The sequence below is a fragment of the Glutamicibacter sp. GQ173 genome, from assembly GCF_059759215.1.
This window is the reverse complement of the sequence record NZ_JCAXDT010000008.1, coordinates 114,825-130,357: the sequence shown is the minus strand read 5'-3', so window position 1 is coordinate 130,357 and position 15,533 is coordinate 114,825. Positions and strand designations below refer to the sequence as shown.

General features: G+C 60.4%; 19 protein-coding genes. 8 read left to right on the top strand and 11 right to left on the bottom strand.

All coding sequences use genetic code 11. The annotated features are described in order from the left end of the window. Positions 1-471 precede the first annotated feature (471 nt). Positions 472-3,138: an Ig-like domain-containing protein gene (locus tag AC6CHO_RS13635; RefSeq protein WP_498215680.1), complete on the top strand. Its 2,667-nt coding sequence runs from the start codon at positions 472-474 to the stop codon at positions 3,136-3,138. Between the two features lie 900 nt (positions 3,139-4,038). Here the strand turns inward: AC6CHO_RS13635 and AC6CHO_RS13630 are convergent. Beyond that, positions 4,039-4,161 (bottom strand): hypothetical protein, encoded by a 123-nt coding sequence (locus AC6CHO_RS13630; RefSeq protein ID WP_498215891.1) that lies wholly within the window; start codon positions 4,159-4,161, stop codon positions 4,039-4,041. On the opposite strand from AC6CHO_RS13630, the gene AC6CHO_RS13625 reads away from it, so the two are divergent. Then, on the top strand, positions 4,160-4,333 hold the full coding sequence (locus AC6CHO_RS13625) for a GntT/GntP/DsdX family permease (protein WP_498215883.1): 174 nt from the start codon (positions 4,160-4,162) through the stop codon (positions 4,331-4,333). The two genes, AC6CHO_RS13630 and AC6CHO_RS13625, sit on opposite strands and share 2 nt — an antisense overlap. A gap of 268 nt (positions 4,334-4,601) precedes the next feature. Here AC6CHO_RS13625 and AC6CHO_RS13620 read toward each other — a convergent pair whose 3' ends face one another. Then, positions 4,602-5,282 carry a peptidase dimerization domain-containing protein gene (locus AC6CHO_RS13620; protein WP_498215678.1) on the bottom strand — a complete coding sequence of 227 codons (681 nt, stop codon included), beginning with the start codon at positions 5,280-5,282 and terminating at the stop codon, positions 4,602-4,604. 398 nt (positions 5,283-5,680) lie between these two features. Then, on the bottom strand, positions 5,681-6,331 hold the full coding sequence (locus AC6CHO_RS13615; RefSeq protein WP_498215676.1) for a 4a-hydroxytetrahydrobiopterin dehydratase: 651 nt from the start codon (positions 6,329-6,331) through the stop codon (positions 5,681-5,683). Between the two features lie 194 nt (positions 6,332-6,525). Here AC6CHO_RS13615 and AC6CHO_RS13610 point away from each other — a divergent pair, with 194 nt between their 5' ends. Beyond that, entirely contained in the window at positions 6,526-7,062 is a 537-nt protein-coding gene (locus tag AC6CHO_RS13610; RefSeq protein ID WP_498215675.1) for a hypothetical protein, read from the top strand. Beyond that, complete coding sequence (locus AC6CHO_RS13605; RefSeq protein ID WP_498215673.1) at positions 7,062-7,517, top strand: DUF421 domain-containing protein; 456 nt, start codon at positions 7,062-7,064, stop codon at positions 7,515-7,517. Before AC6CHO_RS13610 ends, AC6CHO_RS13605 begins: the two co-directional genes overlap by 1 nt. 21 nt (positions 7,518-7,538) lie before the next feature. Here the strand turns inward: AC6CHO_RS13605 and AC6CHO_RS13600 are convergent, their stop codons facing one another. The 3 genes from AC6CHO_RS13600 to AC6CHO_RS13590 all read right to left on the bottom strand — a co-directional run bounded on the left by AC6CHO_RS13600 (position 7,539) and on the right by AC6CHO_RS13590 (position 8,861). Continuing rightward, positions 7,539-7,862, bottom strand: coding sequence for a hypothetical protein (locus AC6CHO_RS13600; protein ID WP_498215672.1), 324 nt, complete (start codon positions 7,860-7,862; stop codon positions 7,539-7,541). Positions 7,863-7,891: 29 nt separating this feature from the next. Further along, positions 7,892-8,473 carry a cysteine hydrolase family protein gene (locus AC6CHO_RS13595; RefSeq protein WP_498215670.1) on the bottom strand — a complete coding sequence of 194 codons (582 nt, stop codon included), beginning with the start codon at positions 8,471-8,473 and terminating at the stop codon, positions 7,892-7,894. Positions 8,474-8,576: 103 nt separating this feature from the next. Next, a complete protein-coding gene (locus AC6CHO_RS13590; protein WP_498215668.1) occupies positions 8,577-8,861 on the bottom strand; it encodes a hypothetical protein in 285 nt (94 codons plus the stop codon). A gap of 199 nt (positions 8,862-9,060) precedes the next feature. Here AC6CHO_RS13590 and AC6CHO_RS13585 point away from each other — a divergent pair, with 199 nt between their 5' ends. Further along, a complete protein-coding gene (locus AC6CHO_RS13585) occupies positions 9,061-9,477 on the top strand; it encodes a CBS domain-containing protein (protein ID WP_498215666.1) in 417 nt (138 codons plus the stop codon). A 121-nt stretch (positions 9,478-9,598) separates the two neighbouring features. Here AC6CHO_RS13585 and AC6CHO_RS13580 read toward each other — a convergent pair whose 3' ends face one another. Genes AC6CHO_RS13580 through AC6CHO_RS13570 form a run of 3 tightly spaced genes read right to left on the bottom strand, consistent with a single transcriptional unit; the run spans position 9,599 to position 10,317 of the window. Next, on the bottom strand, positions 9,599-9,844 hold the full coding sequence (locus AC6CHO_RS13580) for a hypothetical protein (RefSeq protein ID WP_498215664.1): 246 nt from the start codon (positions 9,842-9,844) through the stop codon (positions 9,599-9,601). A 29-nt stretch (positions 9,845-9,873) separates the two neighbouring features. Then, positions 9,874-10,023 carry a hypothetical protein gene (locus AC6CHO_RS13575; RefSeq protein ID WP_498215663.1) on the bottom strand — a complete coding sequence of 50 codons (150 nt, stop codon included), beginning with the start codon at positions 10,021-10,023 and terminating at the stop codon, positions 9,874-9,876. Between the two features lie 27 nt (positions 10,024-10,050). Continuing rightward, complete coding sequence (locus tag AC6CHO_RS13570) at positions 10,051-10,317, bottom strand: DUF7218 family protein (protein ID WP_498215662.1); 267 nt, start codon at positions 10,315-10,317, stop codon at positions 10,051-10,053. Between the two features lie 288 nt (positions 10,318-10,605). On the opposite strand from AC6CHO_RS13570, the gene AC6CHO_RS13565 reads away from it, so the two are divergent. Then, complete coding sequence (locus AC6CHO_RS13565) at positions 10,606-11,499, top strand: SDR family oxidoreductase (protein WP_498215661.1); 894 nt, start codon at positions 10,606-10,608, stop codon at positions 11,497-11,499. 9 nt (positions 11,500-11,508) lie between these two features. On the opposite strand, the gene AC6CHO_RS13560 is transcribed toward AC6CHO_RS13565, so the two are convergent. Further along, the gene (locus AC6CHO_RS13560; RefSeq protein ID WP_498215659.1) at positions 11,509-12,603 is read right to left on the bottom strand and encodes a hypothetical protein; all 1,095 of its coding nucleotides are present in this window, start codon (positions 12,601-12,603) and stop codon (positions 11,509-11,511) included. A gap of 164 nt (positions 12,604-12,767) precedes the next feature. On the opposite strand from AC6CHO_RS13560, the gene AC6CHO_RS13555 reads away from it, so the two are divergent. Together AC6CHO_RS13555 and AC6CHO_RS13550 are read left to right on the top strand one after the other, a co-directional pair. After that, positions 12,768-12,923, top strand: a complete 156-nt coding sequence (locus AC6CHO_RS13555; RefSeq protein WP_498215658.1) for a hypothetical protein — start codon at positions 12,768-12,770, stop codon at positions 12,921-12,923. 1,025 nt (positions 12,924-13,948) lie between these two features. Continuing rightward, positions 13,949-14,764 (top strand): GNAT family N-acetyltransferase, encoded by an 816-nt coding sequence (locus AC6CHO_RS13550; protein ID WP_498215656.1) that lies wholly within the window; start codon positions 13,949-13,951, stop codon positions 14,762-14,764. A gap of 129 nt (positions 14,765-14,893) precedes the next feature. Here AC6CHO_RS13550 and AC6CHO_RS13545 read toward each other — a convergent pair whose 3' ends face one another. Then, entirely contained in the window at positions 14,894-15,253 is a 360-nt protein-coding gene (locus AC6CHO_RS13545; RefSeq protein WP_498215654.1) for a VOC family protein, read from the bottom strand. Between the last annotated feature and the right edge of the window lie 280 nt (positions 15,254-15,533).

Sequence of the window (15,533 nt, the reverse complement as noted above, 5' to 3'; positions counted from 1 at the left end):
TTGATTCTTCTCAACCAGTACCAAGCAACTGCTTTCCGCAGAATCCCGGGCGTAATGGCGTTAATCATAACTTATTGATTTAGTGGCGGAATAGCCGGTGCGCCAGTCGATACCCCACAAGTAGGAACGCAGAAACCGTGCGGACCAATCTGGACCAAACACCTCATTCAAGCCCTGCATTCTAGATCCGGCTCAACCGATGGCTCAATGCAGCCTGCGCGATCAATTAGGCAATGGTCTTGAACCTAAGCCTCCCCTGCTGAGCGTTCTTCTACGTTGCGGATGTAGAACGTCAAAACTTGCAAGAACTTTCCTATGACAGCGTCACGATTACAGCAATCGTCTATCTACCGTATTGAGACAAAAGTCTATTTGCTCGATGGATCTCGCGCTGCCACATGCACTGACTAGTCGCACTGACTATCCGGCGGCGAGCTCGCTAGATTCGACAACGATCGCTTTGGAGTGGAAATGAAACTGAATCATGTGCTTAGACGCATCGCGTCTGCCCATGTGGCAACCGTTCATCTCCCCATGGCACGCATCCGAATAGGACTGGGTATGCACCAAATAAGACATGCAAGGCCAATGCATAGATATGGAGCGGGGCTTCTAGCCCTGTTCCTTGTCATCGGCACTCTTTTAACCGGAACGACAGCCGCAAATGCCGCGACTAACGTTACTTATCCTGACGCTATCTCCAATATCAAGATTGAGCGTGAGAATGGTCAAGAAGGCCCACTTAATCAGTGGGAATCAGCAAAAATTACCGCTGACTGGTCTGTTCCAAATGGAGCCAAAGCTGGGGATACCTTTGGCATGACTCTGCCCGCAGAGTTTTCGCGCTGGGGTCAGGGAAACTTCAATATTGTCGACCCTGCGACCAATGAAGTCATGGCAACTTGTGAAGTCTCCGATGCAGGTAGCCCGGAGGTCATCTGCACTCTGACCAACGTAGTTGGCGACCAAGAGAATATTGGTGGCTCCTTCTGGATGAGTGTCCAAGTAGACAAGTCCACGTCAGAAGAAAAAGTGGAATTTGAAGTCGGCGACGAGTTCGTTATTGTCGATCTTCCAGGCGAAGGCGGGATTGTCCCCGAGGACATGACGGCCCCGGAGTATCCAGTGAAGTGGGGCGGAGAAACTGATACCGAGGGTCGGTTTAGCTGGACTATCGCTGTTCCTGCGGGATTCGTGCAAGATGGCGGATTCAGGATTTCGGATCAACTGGACCCGACGCATGAAAACCACCATTACACGGGCGATGCACAACTCATCGAACGACCAGTTGAAGATGGTCAGCTGGTTGGAAATTGGCAAGTTGTCGACCCATCGCTTTACTCGGTTACTTGGTCGCAAGACATGAAGTCGTTTGAATTTGAGGCTCACGGTGTGAGCGATCAGAACACGTACCGTCTTCAGTATTGGACGGAAGCCGACGGGGTAGTTCTTGAAGGCGATGTTTTCGGCAATCAAGCTGTCGTTGGATCTACGAAGACTAGCTCGCAGCACCACGTGAAGTCTAAAGGCGGCGGCACGGGCACAGGCGAGGAATACACCCGATTCACCGTTACTAAAACTGTCGAGGGGGACGGCTCAGCTCTTGTTAATGACGCAGTCTTTACGGTTGAATACAGTGTCAAGGGGTCAGACGCGGCTCCGAAGTTGATGACCGTTCCAATCGGCCAGCCCACTAAAAGTGACCGCGAGCCACTGGGGACGACATTCATTGTTGAAGAGATCGATCTTCCGGAGATTGACGGGGTAATTTGGAGCGAGTGGACCCTTGATGGCCCAGGGGTCGCCAAGCTTGAAGATGGCACATACGAGGTAACGCCAGAAAGTACTGCCGGAGTCGAGCTGACTCTGACCAATAACGCACAGGTTGCTCCCGAGGTCCATGGAAGCGTTCTATGGACGAAAGTTGACCCACATGGCGATACCTTGCCGGGATCCGAGTGGGAACTGACCGGTCCTGATGGTCAGCCAATGGCAGTGATCGACAATGGCCAGAAAGATGCCGACTCTGACGCGGGGGCTTTGAAGGTTCTCGACTTGCCTCTCGGCGAATACACCTTGAAGGAGACCAAAGCTCCCGAGGGCTACGTCTTATCTGAAGATGTCTTGGCTGTAACCATCAGCAAAGAAGAGCAAGAAGTCACCTTTGGCGCTGTCCAGAATACGCCGGTCCCTGTAGAACCGACTCCGAGCGAAACTCCAACCGAGCCAACCCCGAGCGAAACGCCGACGGAACCAACTCCAACGGAACCAACTCCGAGCGAAACTCCAACGGAACCAACCCCGAGCGAAGCTCCAACGGAACCAACTCCAACGGAACCAACTCCGAGCGAAACGCCAACCGAACCAACTCCAACGGAACCAACTCCAACGGAACCAACTCCGAGCGAAACGCCAACCGAACCAACTCCAACGGAACCAACTCCGAGCGAAACTCCAACCGAGCCAACCCCGACCGAAACGCCAACCGAGCCAACCCCAACGGAACCAACTCCGAGCGAAACTCCAACCGAGCCAACCCCAACGGAACCAACTCCAACGGAACCAACTCCGAGCGAAACTCCAACGGAACCAACCCCAACGGAACCAACTCCGAGCGAAACTCCAACCGAGCCAACCCCAAGCGAAACTCCAACGGAACCAACCCCAACGGAACCAACTCCGAGCGAAACTCCAACCGAGCCAACCCCAAGCGAAACTCCAACGGAACCAACTCCAACGGAACCAACTCCGAGCGAAACTCCAACCGAGCCAACCCCAAGCGAAACTCCAACGGAACCAACTCCAACGGAACCAACTCCGAGCGAAACGCCGACGGAACCAACTCCAAGCGAGCCAACCCCGAGCGAAACGCCGACAGAAGCAACTCCAAGCGAAACGCCGACGGAACCAACCCCAAGCGAAACTCCAACGGAACCAACTCCAACGGAACCAACTCCAAGCGAGCCAACCCCGAGCGAAACGCCGACAGAAGCAACTCCAAGCGAAACGCCACGGTCTCCGGAAGAACACCTGGCCAATACGGGAACGTCTAGCGGGATTATTCTTGGAATTTCCGCGCTGGCTCTAGCTTCAGGAATCGTGCTGATCCTACTTCGGAAACACCGTAAGCATGGTTAAGAACTGAAGAAGTTGGTGATTGGGCCGCCTGCTGCCGTAGATCTTTCGAACCGTCAGCGGCCCTGCACCAATTGTGCGATGTGTACCGTCGCGGATATCGTGCTGCTAGCTAACTAGCAGTGAGATATCCGGGACGGTATCGTCTATTCCCCAGCTGTTGGTTCTATTCCACGATGAACATCATCGGTCTATCCACCAGCCGGCCCCACATTGGTCGCTCGCGAACGGTGAGATTTGGAATCTCGCCGTTCGGGTACACACCCTTTCCCACCCTACCTATGACCACCAGAGGCCAGTGCTGAAATGGTTCTCATCGTGGGTCGTCATCCCCGGACCAATTCCCACACCGATACCAGTACACACTGACGACAAGAAACTCATCTCATGTTCTCGCCCTACGCAGTGGAGAGCCTCCATGCTGGCCCTTTCGATCAGGGATGCATCGAGGCCAGTTCCGCTTAATGGCTCCATGGACGCTCGCTATAGTCCCTTCGCAGCCCCGTAGTGCTGGCACCGATACTCGCCTAAGCCCAGCGAACCCCTACGAAGATTTCTGAATCAGTAGCCTTCCGGAGCTTTTGACCTGCCATTATTAGCCTCATCCAGACAGCTATCCGTATCCTAAGGAATACCCGCCTACCTTTGCGACGCTACTTGGAGGCAGCGGTTGACTCGCGAGCAACAAGCCGAGTCTCCAGCAGAAAAGGGCGGGCAAATCGGCCTGGATCATCCGCCAAGGCCAACAGTCGTTCCACAGCAATTTGCCCCATTGAATTCAACGGTTGGCGTTGGCGTACCGTGATCAACGGCGGAGACATCCAAAGGCTATAGCGTGGCGCAAGACCAGCCTGCAATCGGTGGGCATGCCATTGATCTTGGCCAGATTCCTGAACACCTTGATCATGCGTTGCCCAGGGTTCCGCCACCGTGGCCGACACCACCGCGGCCTGGCTCATGGCGCCGGCGGTCTCCGCCTCCGGCGACCAGTCCCCGTTGGCCCTGGCCTGCATTAGTTGTCGCCATTGTTTCCGGCTCCATCCCCCTCTCCCACGTCAACGACTCGGGCTTCTGGCTGGTGAGCCGCTTCCTGGGCATCTCCACCAAGATTTCCCTGTCGACGTGGACGGTGATTGCCACCGCCATCGGTGTCATGAGCTTTGCGCTGTGCTGGTTGCTCTACGCCCTGGTAGCCTAGCGCCACTTGCGTAGTTTACGGCTCCCGCGCCCAGGTAGGCCAGCGCGGCCAGAACCTGGGTGCGGGTTCCTGTTTCAAGTGCTGGGTTGATGACCGGGGCGAAGAACGGCGAGTGGTTCGCCGCGATCTTCGAGGCAACGGTGTCCTCGGCCGCCGCGGCCCGATATGCATCCGGATCCGCGCAGCCCGCGGTGCGGTATACGTAAGGGATGCCGAAGGCATTGGGGATGGTGCTGCAGTCTTCCGAGGCGGTGACCGGGTCGGCCTGCTAGACCTGGCTCTGGTCGAAGTGGGCCTCGACGGCCTTGGTGACCCGGTCGTTGGCCACCGTGTCGTTGCCGGTCAGCGGGAACTGGTCGTAGAACTCGAAATCAGGTTCCTGCGGCGAGCCGGCAGCTTGGCATTTGCCGGGCGTCATGCGCGCGATGGAATCAATAATGTGCTGGCGCAGCGCAACATCATAGCTGCGGATGTTCAGCAGCAGCTGGGCCCGATCCAGGATGATGTTCGCGGCGCTGCCGGCGTTCAACGCGCCCACGGTCAAAACGGCGAACTGCCCGGGCCGGGTTTCACGCGAAACAATGGTCTGCGGCTTGAGCACGATGGACGAATCCAGGACCATCGGATCCACCGAGTTGTGCGGCATCGAGCCGTGGGCTCCGTGCCCGCAGATGGTGATGCGCAGGTTGTCGTCTGCGGAAAGGGCCGGCCCCGCGGTGGTGCCGGTCTTCCCCGCTTCCACGGGCAACACGTGCTGGGCCAGCGCCACGTCGGGCTTCGGGATCTTCTCCACCCGCCCGTCGGCCACCATGGCCTTGGCGCCTGCGGCGGTTTCCTCGGCGGCCCGAAGAGCGCGATATGGTTGCCGGACCCGGATTCCTGGTGTTCGGCGAGTATCTTCGCGGCCGCAGGCATGCATGGCTCCCTGGACGCCGGAGGCATTGTCCAACCCGGTATTCTCGGTGACCGGAAGGGCGTCGATATCGGCGCGGGGCTAGCACCACCGGCCCGGCCTCGTTGGCCGGCACTCCGACAACTCCGGTGCCGCCGATCTTGTGGATCTCATAGCCCAGGGCACCGAGCGCCGACGCGATCCGCGCCGAGGTCCCATGCTCTTGCAGTCCTAGTTCGGGATGCCGGTGGAAATGCTTGTAGGGCTCGGTCTGCCAGGGCAGCTGCACCATTATCGAAGCGGTGATTTCTTGTGCAACGCCCACTGGTTGTCCTGCCAACTCCCCAAGCAGCGTCCAGCCCAAGGTCCCAGCTGACTCAGTTGCTGTCAAGCTCTGCCTTGGCCGGCAGCCTGCCGAACGCGGCCGGCGACAGGTACGGCGAGCGCCGGTGCCGCTAGCGCTCCCGCTCGGTGCAGATGCAGAAGCGGTTGCCTTGCCTGTCGGTAGCCACCACGAAGCTCGGCGCATGCTGGTGATCAAGGCCGGCTTCCTGCTCCCGCAGCGTATCCAGCACCCCGGAGCTTTCGGAATAAGGCTTCCAGATATCCAGATGGAACCGGTTCGGGTTGGGCGACGCTGTTTCCTGGAACCAGATGGCCGGCAGCCTGCGGTGGGGATCCACCAGGGAACCGTCCTCCATCACCCGGTAGCCCAGCCCGGCGGCCCACTGCGGGGCGATCTGCAGCGGATCATCGCTGTCGATGCAGACTTCCACGACGCTGATCAGTTCCGGGCGGGCAGCGATGCCCAGCGCTTCGGCATGCTCGGAGATCTTGCTGGCCAGGGCGATGTCGCGGGTGGTCACCCTGCCGCCTGCATCATGCGAGGTGGTGGTGACAAAAACCTTGTCATAGCGCCAATCCACGTCCGGGTGGTGCTGGTCCATTTCGGCGGCCCCGGCGATATCGCTGAACAGCTCGATGGCCGCGGCCGAGGTCTTGGCCTGGAAGACCGCGGCGATGGCCCCGGGCACTTCGCGCCAGTGCGGCAGGTCCTTGAGATAGTCGCTGATTTGCTGCTTGCTGAGAACGTCTTGGTTGTTCATGGTGATCTCCTCCTGATGCCACGGTGGCATCGAAGCCGTACCAGCTCAAGGGCATTGCCCAAATGCACAGGTTCGCACCGCCGCACAGGCAGGGCCGGGTTCTGGAAATCTCCTGTGAACCCGGGTTATCCAGTCGAACGCGCCAGAGGGAAGTTCTAGCCTCGAAGCCAGAGGCGCAAGGAGGATCCAGTTCCATGCAAAACATCTACCAGGCCACGGTTGATGACTCGACCTTGGATGACATCACTGCAGAAGAGGACAATCGCGGACGCCGCCGGCTGAGGCTGGCTACGCTGCTCGCAGTGGCAGCGCTCGTGCTCATGGCCCTCATCGGCGCATTCGACCAGAAGAAGACCACCAGCCAGCGTGCCGGGAACCTGGAGGTCCAGGTGGAATACCCGTCGGTCGTTCGGGCCGGCAATGAAATCCAACTGCGGATAGCCCTCAACTCGCCGCAACCGCTGCCGGAAACGGTCAAGCTCACAGTCAGCGAGGACTACCTCATGCTGTTCGAGGACTTCTCGGCCTTCCCGGAGCCGGAATCCCAGGCAAGCCGGGGCGATGGCACGGTGGAATTCGAGGTGTCCCCGGCCACGGGGTCGCGGGAGATGGTCGCCACGCTCACCGGCCGGGCCTCGGACCAATGGAACCCCCGCACCAAGGGGGCGCTGGGCATCACCGCAGAAGATACGCAGACAACCCTCGACATTGAAACCTGGAGGACCCCCTGATGGAAATCGTCATCCGCGCGGCCGCCGCGTTCATCATATTGTGGCTGGTGACCCGCGCCTCCGGCAGGTCCACCCTCGGTGAGCTCAGCTCCTTCGAGCTGGTCCTCTTCGTGGTCCTGGGCGATCTGGTGCAGCAGGGCATCACCATGGAAGACCGTTCGCTCACCGGCAGCCTGCTGGCGGTGTTCACCATGCTGGTTCTGGCAGCGGCCCTGAACTACGCGAATATGCGCTGGCCGAAGGTGGGCAAGCTGATGCAGGGACGGCCCATCGTGCTGATCCGCGACGGGGTGGTGGACCGCAAGGCGCTGCACAAGGAGCGCATCGGCTTGGACGAGTTGAGCATGCTGGCCCGGCAATCGGGCATCGAGAACTACAGTTCCGTCCGGCTGGCGATCCTGGAGGCCAGCGGCAAGATCTCCTTCTTCACCCGGGAGGCGAAGGCCGGGCACTAGGGCAGGCGGCAACCCGCCGTGCTACTGCTGGTCCGGGTTCTCGCGCTGGTCGGGCAGGTTGGCGATACGCTGCCCGTCACTCCCCTGGCCTTCGGCTGGCCCCGCTTCCTCCAGCTCCGTTTCGTCGGCAGCGCGCTGTTCATCGAGCGGTTCGGGTTCCAGGCCCAGCGGATCGTGATCGTTCTCGTCCAGGACCTTCTCCACTCCATGCAGGGGATCCTCGGCATCCAAAGCCCGGGGCGCATCCGATGAACCGCCGGCGGGCTGGCTGTCGCGCCCATCCAATGGCTCATCGGCATCCAGATCCTGGCGCACGTCATCAAATTCAGAGTTTTCCAGTGACATGTCTTGTCCTTTCCGTGATTTTCAGGGAACTAGCGCAACGATGAGAGCATCTGGCATAGTTCCTGCGTGCTCATCAGCTTTTGCCGGTGCTGCTCCTGCATGAATTTCAGCGTGCTCTGCTCGAAATCCGGGTCGGAGCAGGCAGTGGCATCCGTAGCCAGCGCCACGGGGATATTCGCGGCGAAGGCATCAGCTGCTGTGGCCGCGACGCAGGTCTCCAGGCAGACGCCAGCCAGAACCATCGAGGTGGCACGGCGCTGCGCGAGCAGGGCCGGCAGCCCGGTATTCCAGAAGGCGCTATCGCGGTGCTTGAGCACCTCGATGCTTCCAGAGGCATCCAGTCCCTGAAGCGCCGCGGCCTGCCGGGTCCCCTCGAACAAGTATCCCTGCTGGTCCTCGAGCATCTTCAACGTCCAGGTCGATTTGTCCTCCTGGTGCTCGGTGCGCACATTGAACACCGGTACCTGACCAGCGCGGGCAGCGGTGGCCAGCTGGTTGCAGCGGTCCAGCACCCGCTGGCGCACCGCAACCAGCTCCGGGGCCTCGAAGAAACCCTCCTGCAAGTCGATCAGCACCAGGGCGGGATGGGCGAAGTCGCTGGTAGCGCCCATCTCAGCTGCGCCTTGGGCCTTGCTGGAAACGTCCGGCACAACGCCGGCACGCGGCGTGGCAAGCTGGCATCTCTAGCCTCCTCGGTCGCGGCGGCGCTGCCGGTTAGCGCCCGCCCTCCTCGTCGTCCTGCCCGGGCTTGTACTGGTCTTCAATCGAATCGTCGAGCTCGGGATCGGCGCCGGCCACCGGCTGGGTGTGCGGCGGCTGCGGTCCTGGCCGGGCGTTGCCCCGCTCCACATCATCCTCGGGCCCATCGGCGTCCGAGGGAAGATGCTCGTCATCGGGCTGGCCCGCAGGCCAGGTCTTCTCCACCAGATCCTTGTCCGGATCCTTCAGCCTCTGCGTGGCATTGCCGATGAGGTCTTTTGCCTTGTCCAGGATTCCCATGGTTCAGCTCCTTTCTCCGGTGTGCTTGCCTTCCCTTCTACCGAATACCAGCTTTCTCGGCCGCAAGTACATGATTAATCAGTTGTTGCCAGCTTGGAACCGGTCGAGTCCCAAAGGACGCTGGCAATCGTTGGTCCGGGCGATTCGGCGCTGGAGCGTGGCAGGTGACCGGTCATGAACCCACGAAAGGAGCAGGATCATGGTTGCAGCACGAGAACTGATGACTTCTCCGGCAGAATGCGTCAATGAGCGCGACACGGTCCAGGAGGCCGCCCGGATGATGAAGGAGCTGCAGGTGGGCATGCTGCCGATTTGCGGAACCGATGAACGTCTGGCCGGCACGATCACTGACCGGGACATCGTTGTCAATTGCGTCGCCGAGGGCATGGACACTTCAAGCGCCAAGGTGTCCGAGTACGCCCAGGGCAAGCCTGTCACCATAGGTGCAAATGATCCGGTGGAAGAGGCGATCCGCACAATGCAGGAGCATCAGGTGCGCCGGCTTCCGGTCATCGATGGGCATTCCCTGGTGGGGATGCTCGCCCAGGCGGATATCGCCCGTTCCTATGACAAGAACAGCACCGGAGACTTGGTGGAGGGAATCTCCCGGGACTAGCGGCCCGCTGGCCCCGTTCCCGGCAGGGTGCCGCTTCGCGCCGCAGCGCGGGGAGAACATCGACAAATGTTCTCCCCGCGCTGCGTTGCTCTATGCCCGGTTCTGGATTCAAGGTGCCGGATCACAGCCCATTCACATCGGTCCCTCCCCGCGGGTGGTCCGCGGCGCTGCGGCCCCGAATGGCCCGGTAGAGGCCATAGAGGAAAACCAGCGCTCCCCAGCCCACAACAATCCATAACGGGCCTGAGGTGCTGTCGGGTGCTGCCAGCACCGCGTAGATGGCGAACCCCACGGCCAGCAGCCCGCCGATGATCATCAGCCACAGCCCGGGCCGATGGCGATTAGTGCCTCTCAAGTGATCCTGCATGCCAGCTCCTTTTTTCGTTGCTGCGGGCTTCATCCTGCATCGAAGCGCTCTGCGTCGCCATCGTCCTGCTCTTGGGGGTCTTCGTTAATGGTTCCCCGGCGGGCAACCTGTTCTTCGCCTTGCGGTGATTCCTGTTCTTCCGGGTTTTCCACGTTCTCCCGGCGGTCCTGATCAGCCATCGCGATGCCTTTCTGCTAAAGCCCGGGCTAGGAGTTGCGCAGCGCCTTGATGAGTTCGGACTTGCGCATTTTCGAACGCCCCTTGATCCCGATGTCCCTGGCTCTGCTCTGCAAGTCCTTCACGCTCCAGTCCTCGTAATCGCCGGATTTTCCGCCACGCTTGCCCACCGCGGAACGCCCGTCACGGGCAGCGGCATTAGCGATCCGGGCGGATTTCTGCTTGGAGTTCCCCTCGTCGCGCAATTCCTCGTAGAGTTCTTCGTCCTTGATCCTGCTCTTTGATGTGCTGGCCATGCTGCTCCCCTCTGGTCTCTGGCTGGCTGGAACTCCACCGTAGGCAATCGCGGACCAGTCCGAAAGCGCCCCCTTCAGGCTTTGCGCCAAATCCCAGGCTTCTGCCCTAGCACAATCCGCGGAACCCGGTGCGAACCTGAATTGCACCCGGCAGCCAGCTGGCCGTTCGCGCTAAAACCGCACTGCCCGGTTCAGCTGCCCCGCCGGGCAGCGGAACACTGGGACATCCCGGGCGAAAGCAGGTGGAACGCACCGGCGCCCGCAAGAGAAACTCGAGGAGGACATCCCATGACCGAGACACCATCGCAGCAGCCGGACCGCGCAGGCAAGGAACGCATCAGCCCGCCGGAGCAGCAGCAGCCGGAGCCGGGACTCGACCGCAAGATGCAGCCGAAGGCGGATCACGGCGAGCGCAGCTACCAGGGCCGTGGGAGGCTGGCGGGAAAGCGGGCACTGATCACAGGCGGCGACTCGGGCATCGGCGCGGCCGTGGCCATTGCCTTTGCGCGCGAAGGCGCAAAAGTGGCGCTGGCCTATCTGCCCTCAGAAGAACCCGATGCCCAAGCGATCGCCGCGGTGCTCGAGGAGGCCGGTGTCGAAGTGCATCATCTTCCCGGGGACCTGCGCGACCGCAGCTACCGCGATAAGCTCATCGACGAGGCCGTCACCGCATTGGACGGCCTGGATATCCTGGTCAACAATGCCGGCAAGCAGATCAGCGTCGAGTCGCTTCTCGAGCTGAGCGACGAACAGGTGGAAGCGACCTTCGATGTGAATATCTTCGCGATGTTCGCGCTGAGCCGCGCGGCGTTGCAGGTGCTGTCCGAAGGAGGCTCGATCATCAATACGACCTCCATCCAGGCCTTCGATCCGTCGGATCACCTGATGGACTATGCCGCGACCAAGGCCGCGATCAGCAATTTCACCAAGACGCTGGCCTCGCAGGCGGCCCAGCGTGGAATCAGGGTCAATGCCGTAGCGCCCGGCCCCATCTGGACTCCCTTGCAGCCCTCCCATGGCCAGCCCATCGAGGCCTTGCCGGAATTCGGGCACGACACCTGGCTCGGGCGTGCAGGCCAGCCGGTGGAGGTCGCCCCGGCCTATGTCTTCCTGGCCAGCGACGAGGCATCGTACGTGGTGGGGTCCACGGTGCACGTCAATGGCGGCAAGAACCAGCCGTAGTCAGGCGGCCTAATTGAATTCATCGCCCGGTGCGGAAATCGAGAAGTCCATGTTGCGCCGCTCGTATTCGCGTTGGCTGAAGGTGGCGCGCTGGACTTCTTCCACGTTCTCGAAGCTGGAGCCGATGGCACCACCCATGGTCCCCAGCGAGGACGCCAGCCATGCCAGATTCACGTAGTCGGCCAGCGTGACGCCGTGGCGCAGCTGGTAGGCCAGGTATTCCTGGTCGATGACGATCAGCGCGCCGGCCAGCAGGGCCAGGAACATCAGCAGGTACATGGCCGCGGCGGCGAATCCCACGGTCAGCACCGTGGCGGCGTTGTAGACCACCAGGCGCTCGCGGCGGCGGCTGCCCTTGGGGCTTTCCCACAACCGGTTGTGCAGCAACAGCCACAGGGTGAGGATCATGATGCTGGAAAGCGTGATCAGTGAGAGCCGCTGGGTGGAGAGGTAATCGGCCATGGACCAGATGCTGGTGTAGAAGACGCCGAAGGCTCCGGTCGCCACGGCGCCGGCCATCGCTGAAGACAAGCGCGGAACGAGCTTCCAGGGGCGGTTGCTGCGCACCATGCCGGCGATGAGCAGCAGCCGTCCGCGCAGCCCCTCGATGCTCAAGATCCGGTTCTGCTCGTTTTCCTCATCCTGCCAGCTCGCGTGCACGCTCATGGCCCGCCCCAGCGGTGTGGGCGCCGAGCCAGGGCGCTGGCCAGTGGATAATTCCTTGACCAGCCCGGCCAGTGCCGAGGCCACGGCGCGCGGCCGGGCCAGTCCCAGGCTGGGCATGGAGAGCACCGCCGAACAGGATTCCGGCGACACGACCGAGCGCACGGGCCGTTGCTGCACGTAATGCGGGGCATCGGTGAGATAGATGATGTAGTCCCAACCGTGCTTCTTGCGCAGCTTCGGCACCTTGTCCTCCAACGCCACCCGGCCCGATTCGCCCAAGGGCAGCGAAAACGGTGCGACCTGCACCTCCCATTGGCCCTGGTGCTCTTCCAGCTTCTCCAGCACGACTTCGAGCCGCCGGGCTACGCGATTGGCCATGGCATCGGCGATACCCGGATCCGCGATCAGCCCGACGGTGCAGGCTGATGGTTCTTGCATGCCCATTGGCACCCCTTCTGATCGACGTTACTTGGCGTGGCCCGCTTGGATTCCACCCTAGGCACCGATCTCCGCAGCTGCAGTGCCATCCAGCGTCCTTGCAGGAAACTGCGCTGCGCTACCAGCCCGGCATTGACAAGGAGCACAGCAAGGATTCAAACGGTATGGCAACACAGGATCCGAGGCCTGAGACGCAACGTGGGCCAGGCGCAAACGAGAAGAAAGGCAATACCGTCGGCGGACACGGGGACGCTTTCGAACTGCCACCCGGGAAGCAGGATCCGGGCCAGGCGGACACCGGTGAGTTCAAGCCCGGCTGATTCCATTCGGAAGCCTCGACCAAGGCCATCTGGCCAGCAGCTTAGTCCCCGTTCTTAGGAATGAAGCGTCTTTCGAAGGTAGCGAGCGGCAATCACGTTGCTGCTCAGTGGACATGACGTCCAAGGCGCGCAAGCGAGGATGCCGGCGCAACGATGCATCGCTTCAGGACATTCTGTTGTGGTGCCATGCGCCGCTGGAGACGGAACGAGCAGCGCTGGCAACAGGGGTCTGTTCAACTTCCACGGTGTTCCGCTATCGCGCCCAGTCGCGAATTTTGCCGATGCCATCATTCGATCAGCCGGCGAAATGGGGCAGATGAGCTGCTGTAAGCCCTTCGGAGCTGGAATTGCAAATAGCCCTGGAAGGGCCCAACGGGGGTGTTGGGCCCAGGCCCAAATAGTATTTCCGGAATCGGCAGGTGCCGGGTTGTGCGTTGTCAGCCTCGGCCAATCCGAATTGTTCCGGCATCTCCCTCATCATCGAGGACAGGGCCCGGCATGCACCATCAACGCAGAGGGGTCCTGCACCGCTACCGGTGCAGGACCCCTCAAAGCAAGCTCTAGAGGTTTCCTCTAGCCACCCAAGCCACCGAGAAGGCCTTTGATGATTTCAAGCAGAGTGTTTACCAATTCCATGATGTTCTCCGTATCTGATGTCGAGCGATTCGCGATGTATCAACGGGTGTTGATGTAAGGGAATCTAGCAACCAGAAGCGAACTCTTGTCCAATATTCGCAATTATTACAGTTTTAACTGGGTGACTTTCTATTTAACAACTAGTGGAAGTGCTAAGTGCATGAATTATTCATTCATGTCAATAATACTTTTGGAGGAAGGCGATGCGCTTGGCGTTGCTGAAACCTGCCAGTCCCCCTCCCAGCTACCTGCCTCGCGGCAAGAGGTGCGCGGAGGTTGCTGGAGCCCACTGGCAAGAACAGGAACGCCTGGGATGGCAGGTACCAGAAATCAGCCAGTTTCGCGTGGGTCCCGGGACCATCTAGCCTGCATGTTTAGTATGGATAATCATGGGACGCGATAAGCAATCATCACCCGGCATGCCCGATCCTCAACTCGCCATGGAACAGAACCTGGCCGAGCACGCCTGCCACCTTCACCGCAGCATGGACGACGCAACTGTCATTGAAACCAACGACCTGATGATCGCTGATAGCGGCCTCAACGACGACACCTCCAACATCATCGCCGCCGCCCGATTCACCGCAGCGACCGCGCCCACCCGCATCGCGCAGACACTCCAGCGCCTGGCTTCGGCTGGACGTCCATTTTCCTGGTGGGTAGGCCCGGCCAGCACACCCAGCAACCTGGCCGAGCACCTCGAAAACGCCGGGCTGGAAGCCTCAGAAACCGAAACCGGCATGTGGAAAGACCTGCGCGGAGCACTCTCCCAAGCCCACGACGCCGGACTGGACATCCGCCAAGTAAGCAGCCCAGAAGAACTCACCGACTACGCAACTGTGCTCTCGGCCAATTGGAACCCGCCAGCTACCACCGTGCAGGACTTCTACGCCCACGCCTCGGCATCCGCGCTGTCCGCAGATGCACCAGCCCGGTACCTGGTCGGCTACGCCAACGGCCACCCCGTCTGCTCGGCAGAAGTCTTCCTCAACGCCGGCGTCGCCGGCATCTACAACATCTCAACACTGCAATCGGAACGCCGCCAAGGATACGGAACAGCCATCACCCTGGCCGCCATGCATACCGCCCGCAAGGCCGGCTATGACGCCGCAGTGCTGCAAGCATCCCATGACGGAGAACCCGTCTACCGGAGCCTTGGCTTCAAGGAATGCGGCCGCTTCACGGAGTACGCGCTCAATTGCTGACCATGCAGGTCAAGATCATCCGTTATCGACTGGACCATTTGCGCAGATCAATGATTTTATATTTTGGGCATGAGGACTGTCGCGAGAATTTGGCTAATTGAAGTGGGATAGGCGAAGGGGCACCCGGTCTCAACCGACCAGTTCAGTTTCGCCCCGCTCTATGCAGAATTCATTCCCGACAGGGTCACGCAGGGTCACCCAGCCCCGCCCATCCGCTGAACGGTGATCTTCATATATCGATGCGCCCAGGGAAATCGCACGTTCCACTTCAGCATCTCGGCTACGGCCGATCGGCTGCCAATCAATGTGCACCCGGTTCTTCACCATTTTCGCTTCTGGCACCCTGATGAACAACAAGCCCGGCAACGGGGCTGGAGCCTCGATCAGCACTTCGGAGTCGCCGTTTTCATCCACCTCCGATATAGGCCATCCGGTCATCAGGCTCCAAAACATCGCGGGCGCATACGGATCGGCGCAATCGATACTCAAATGTCGAAATCTCATCTCAACCACAACTACTTAACTAGTCACTTATTGGACGAATGATACGCCCATCCCCTGATGGCGCAGGCATGTACGCCATGAGCTTTGTTCGGACAACGTCATTCGACCTGGATTTAGTTAACGTATCGCAGGCCCATCCGCTGCCTGTCGTGGCGCAGGCGACGCTCTCCGATCATCCGTAGGCGATGGATAGCACAACCTAATTTATGAACCGGGGCTCTCCTGGTTTGATACGTATGAAAATCACTGTTGCCCAGAACTTACC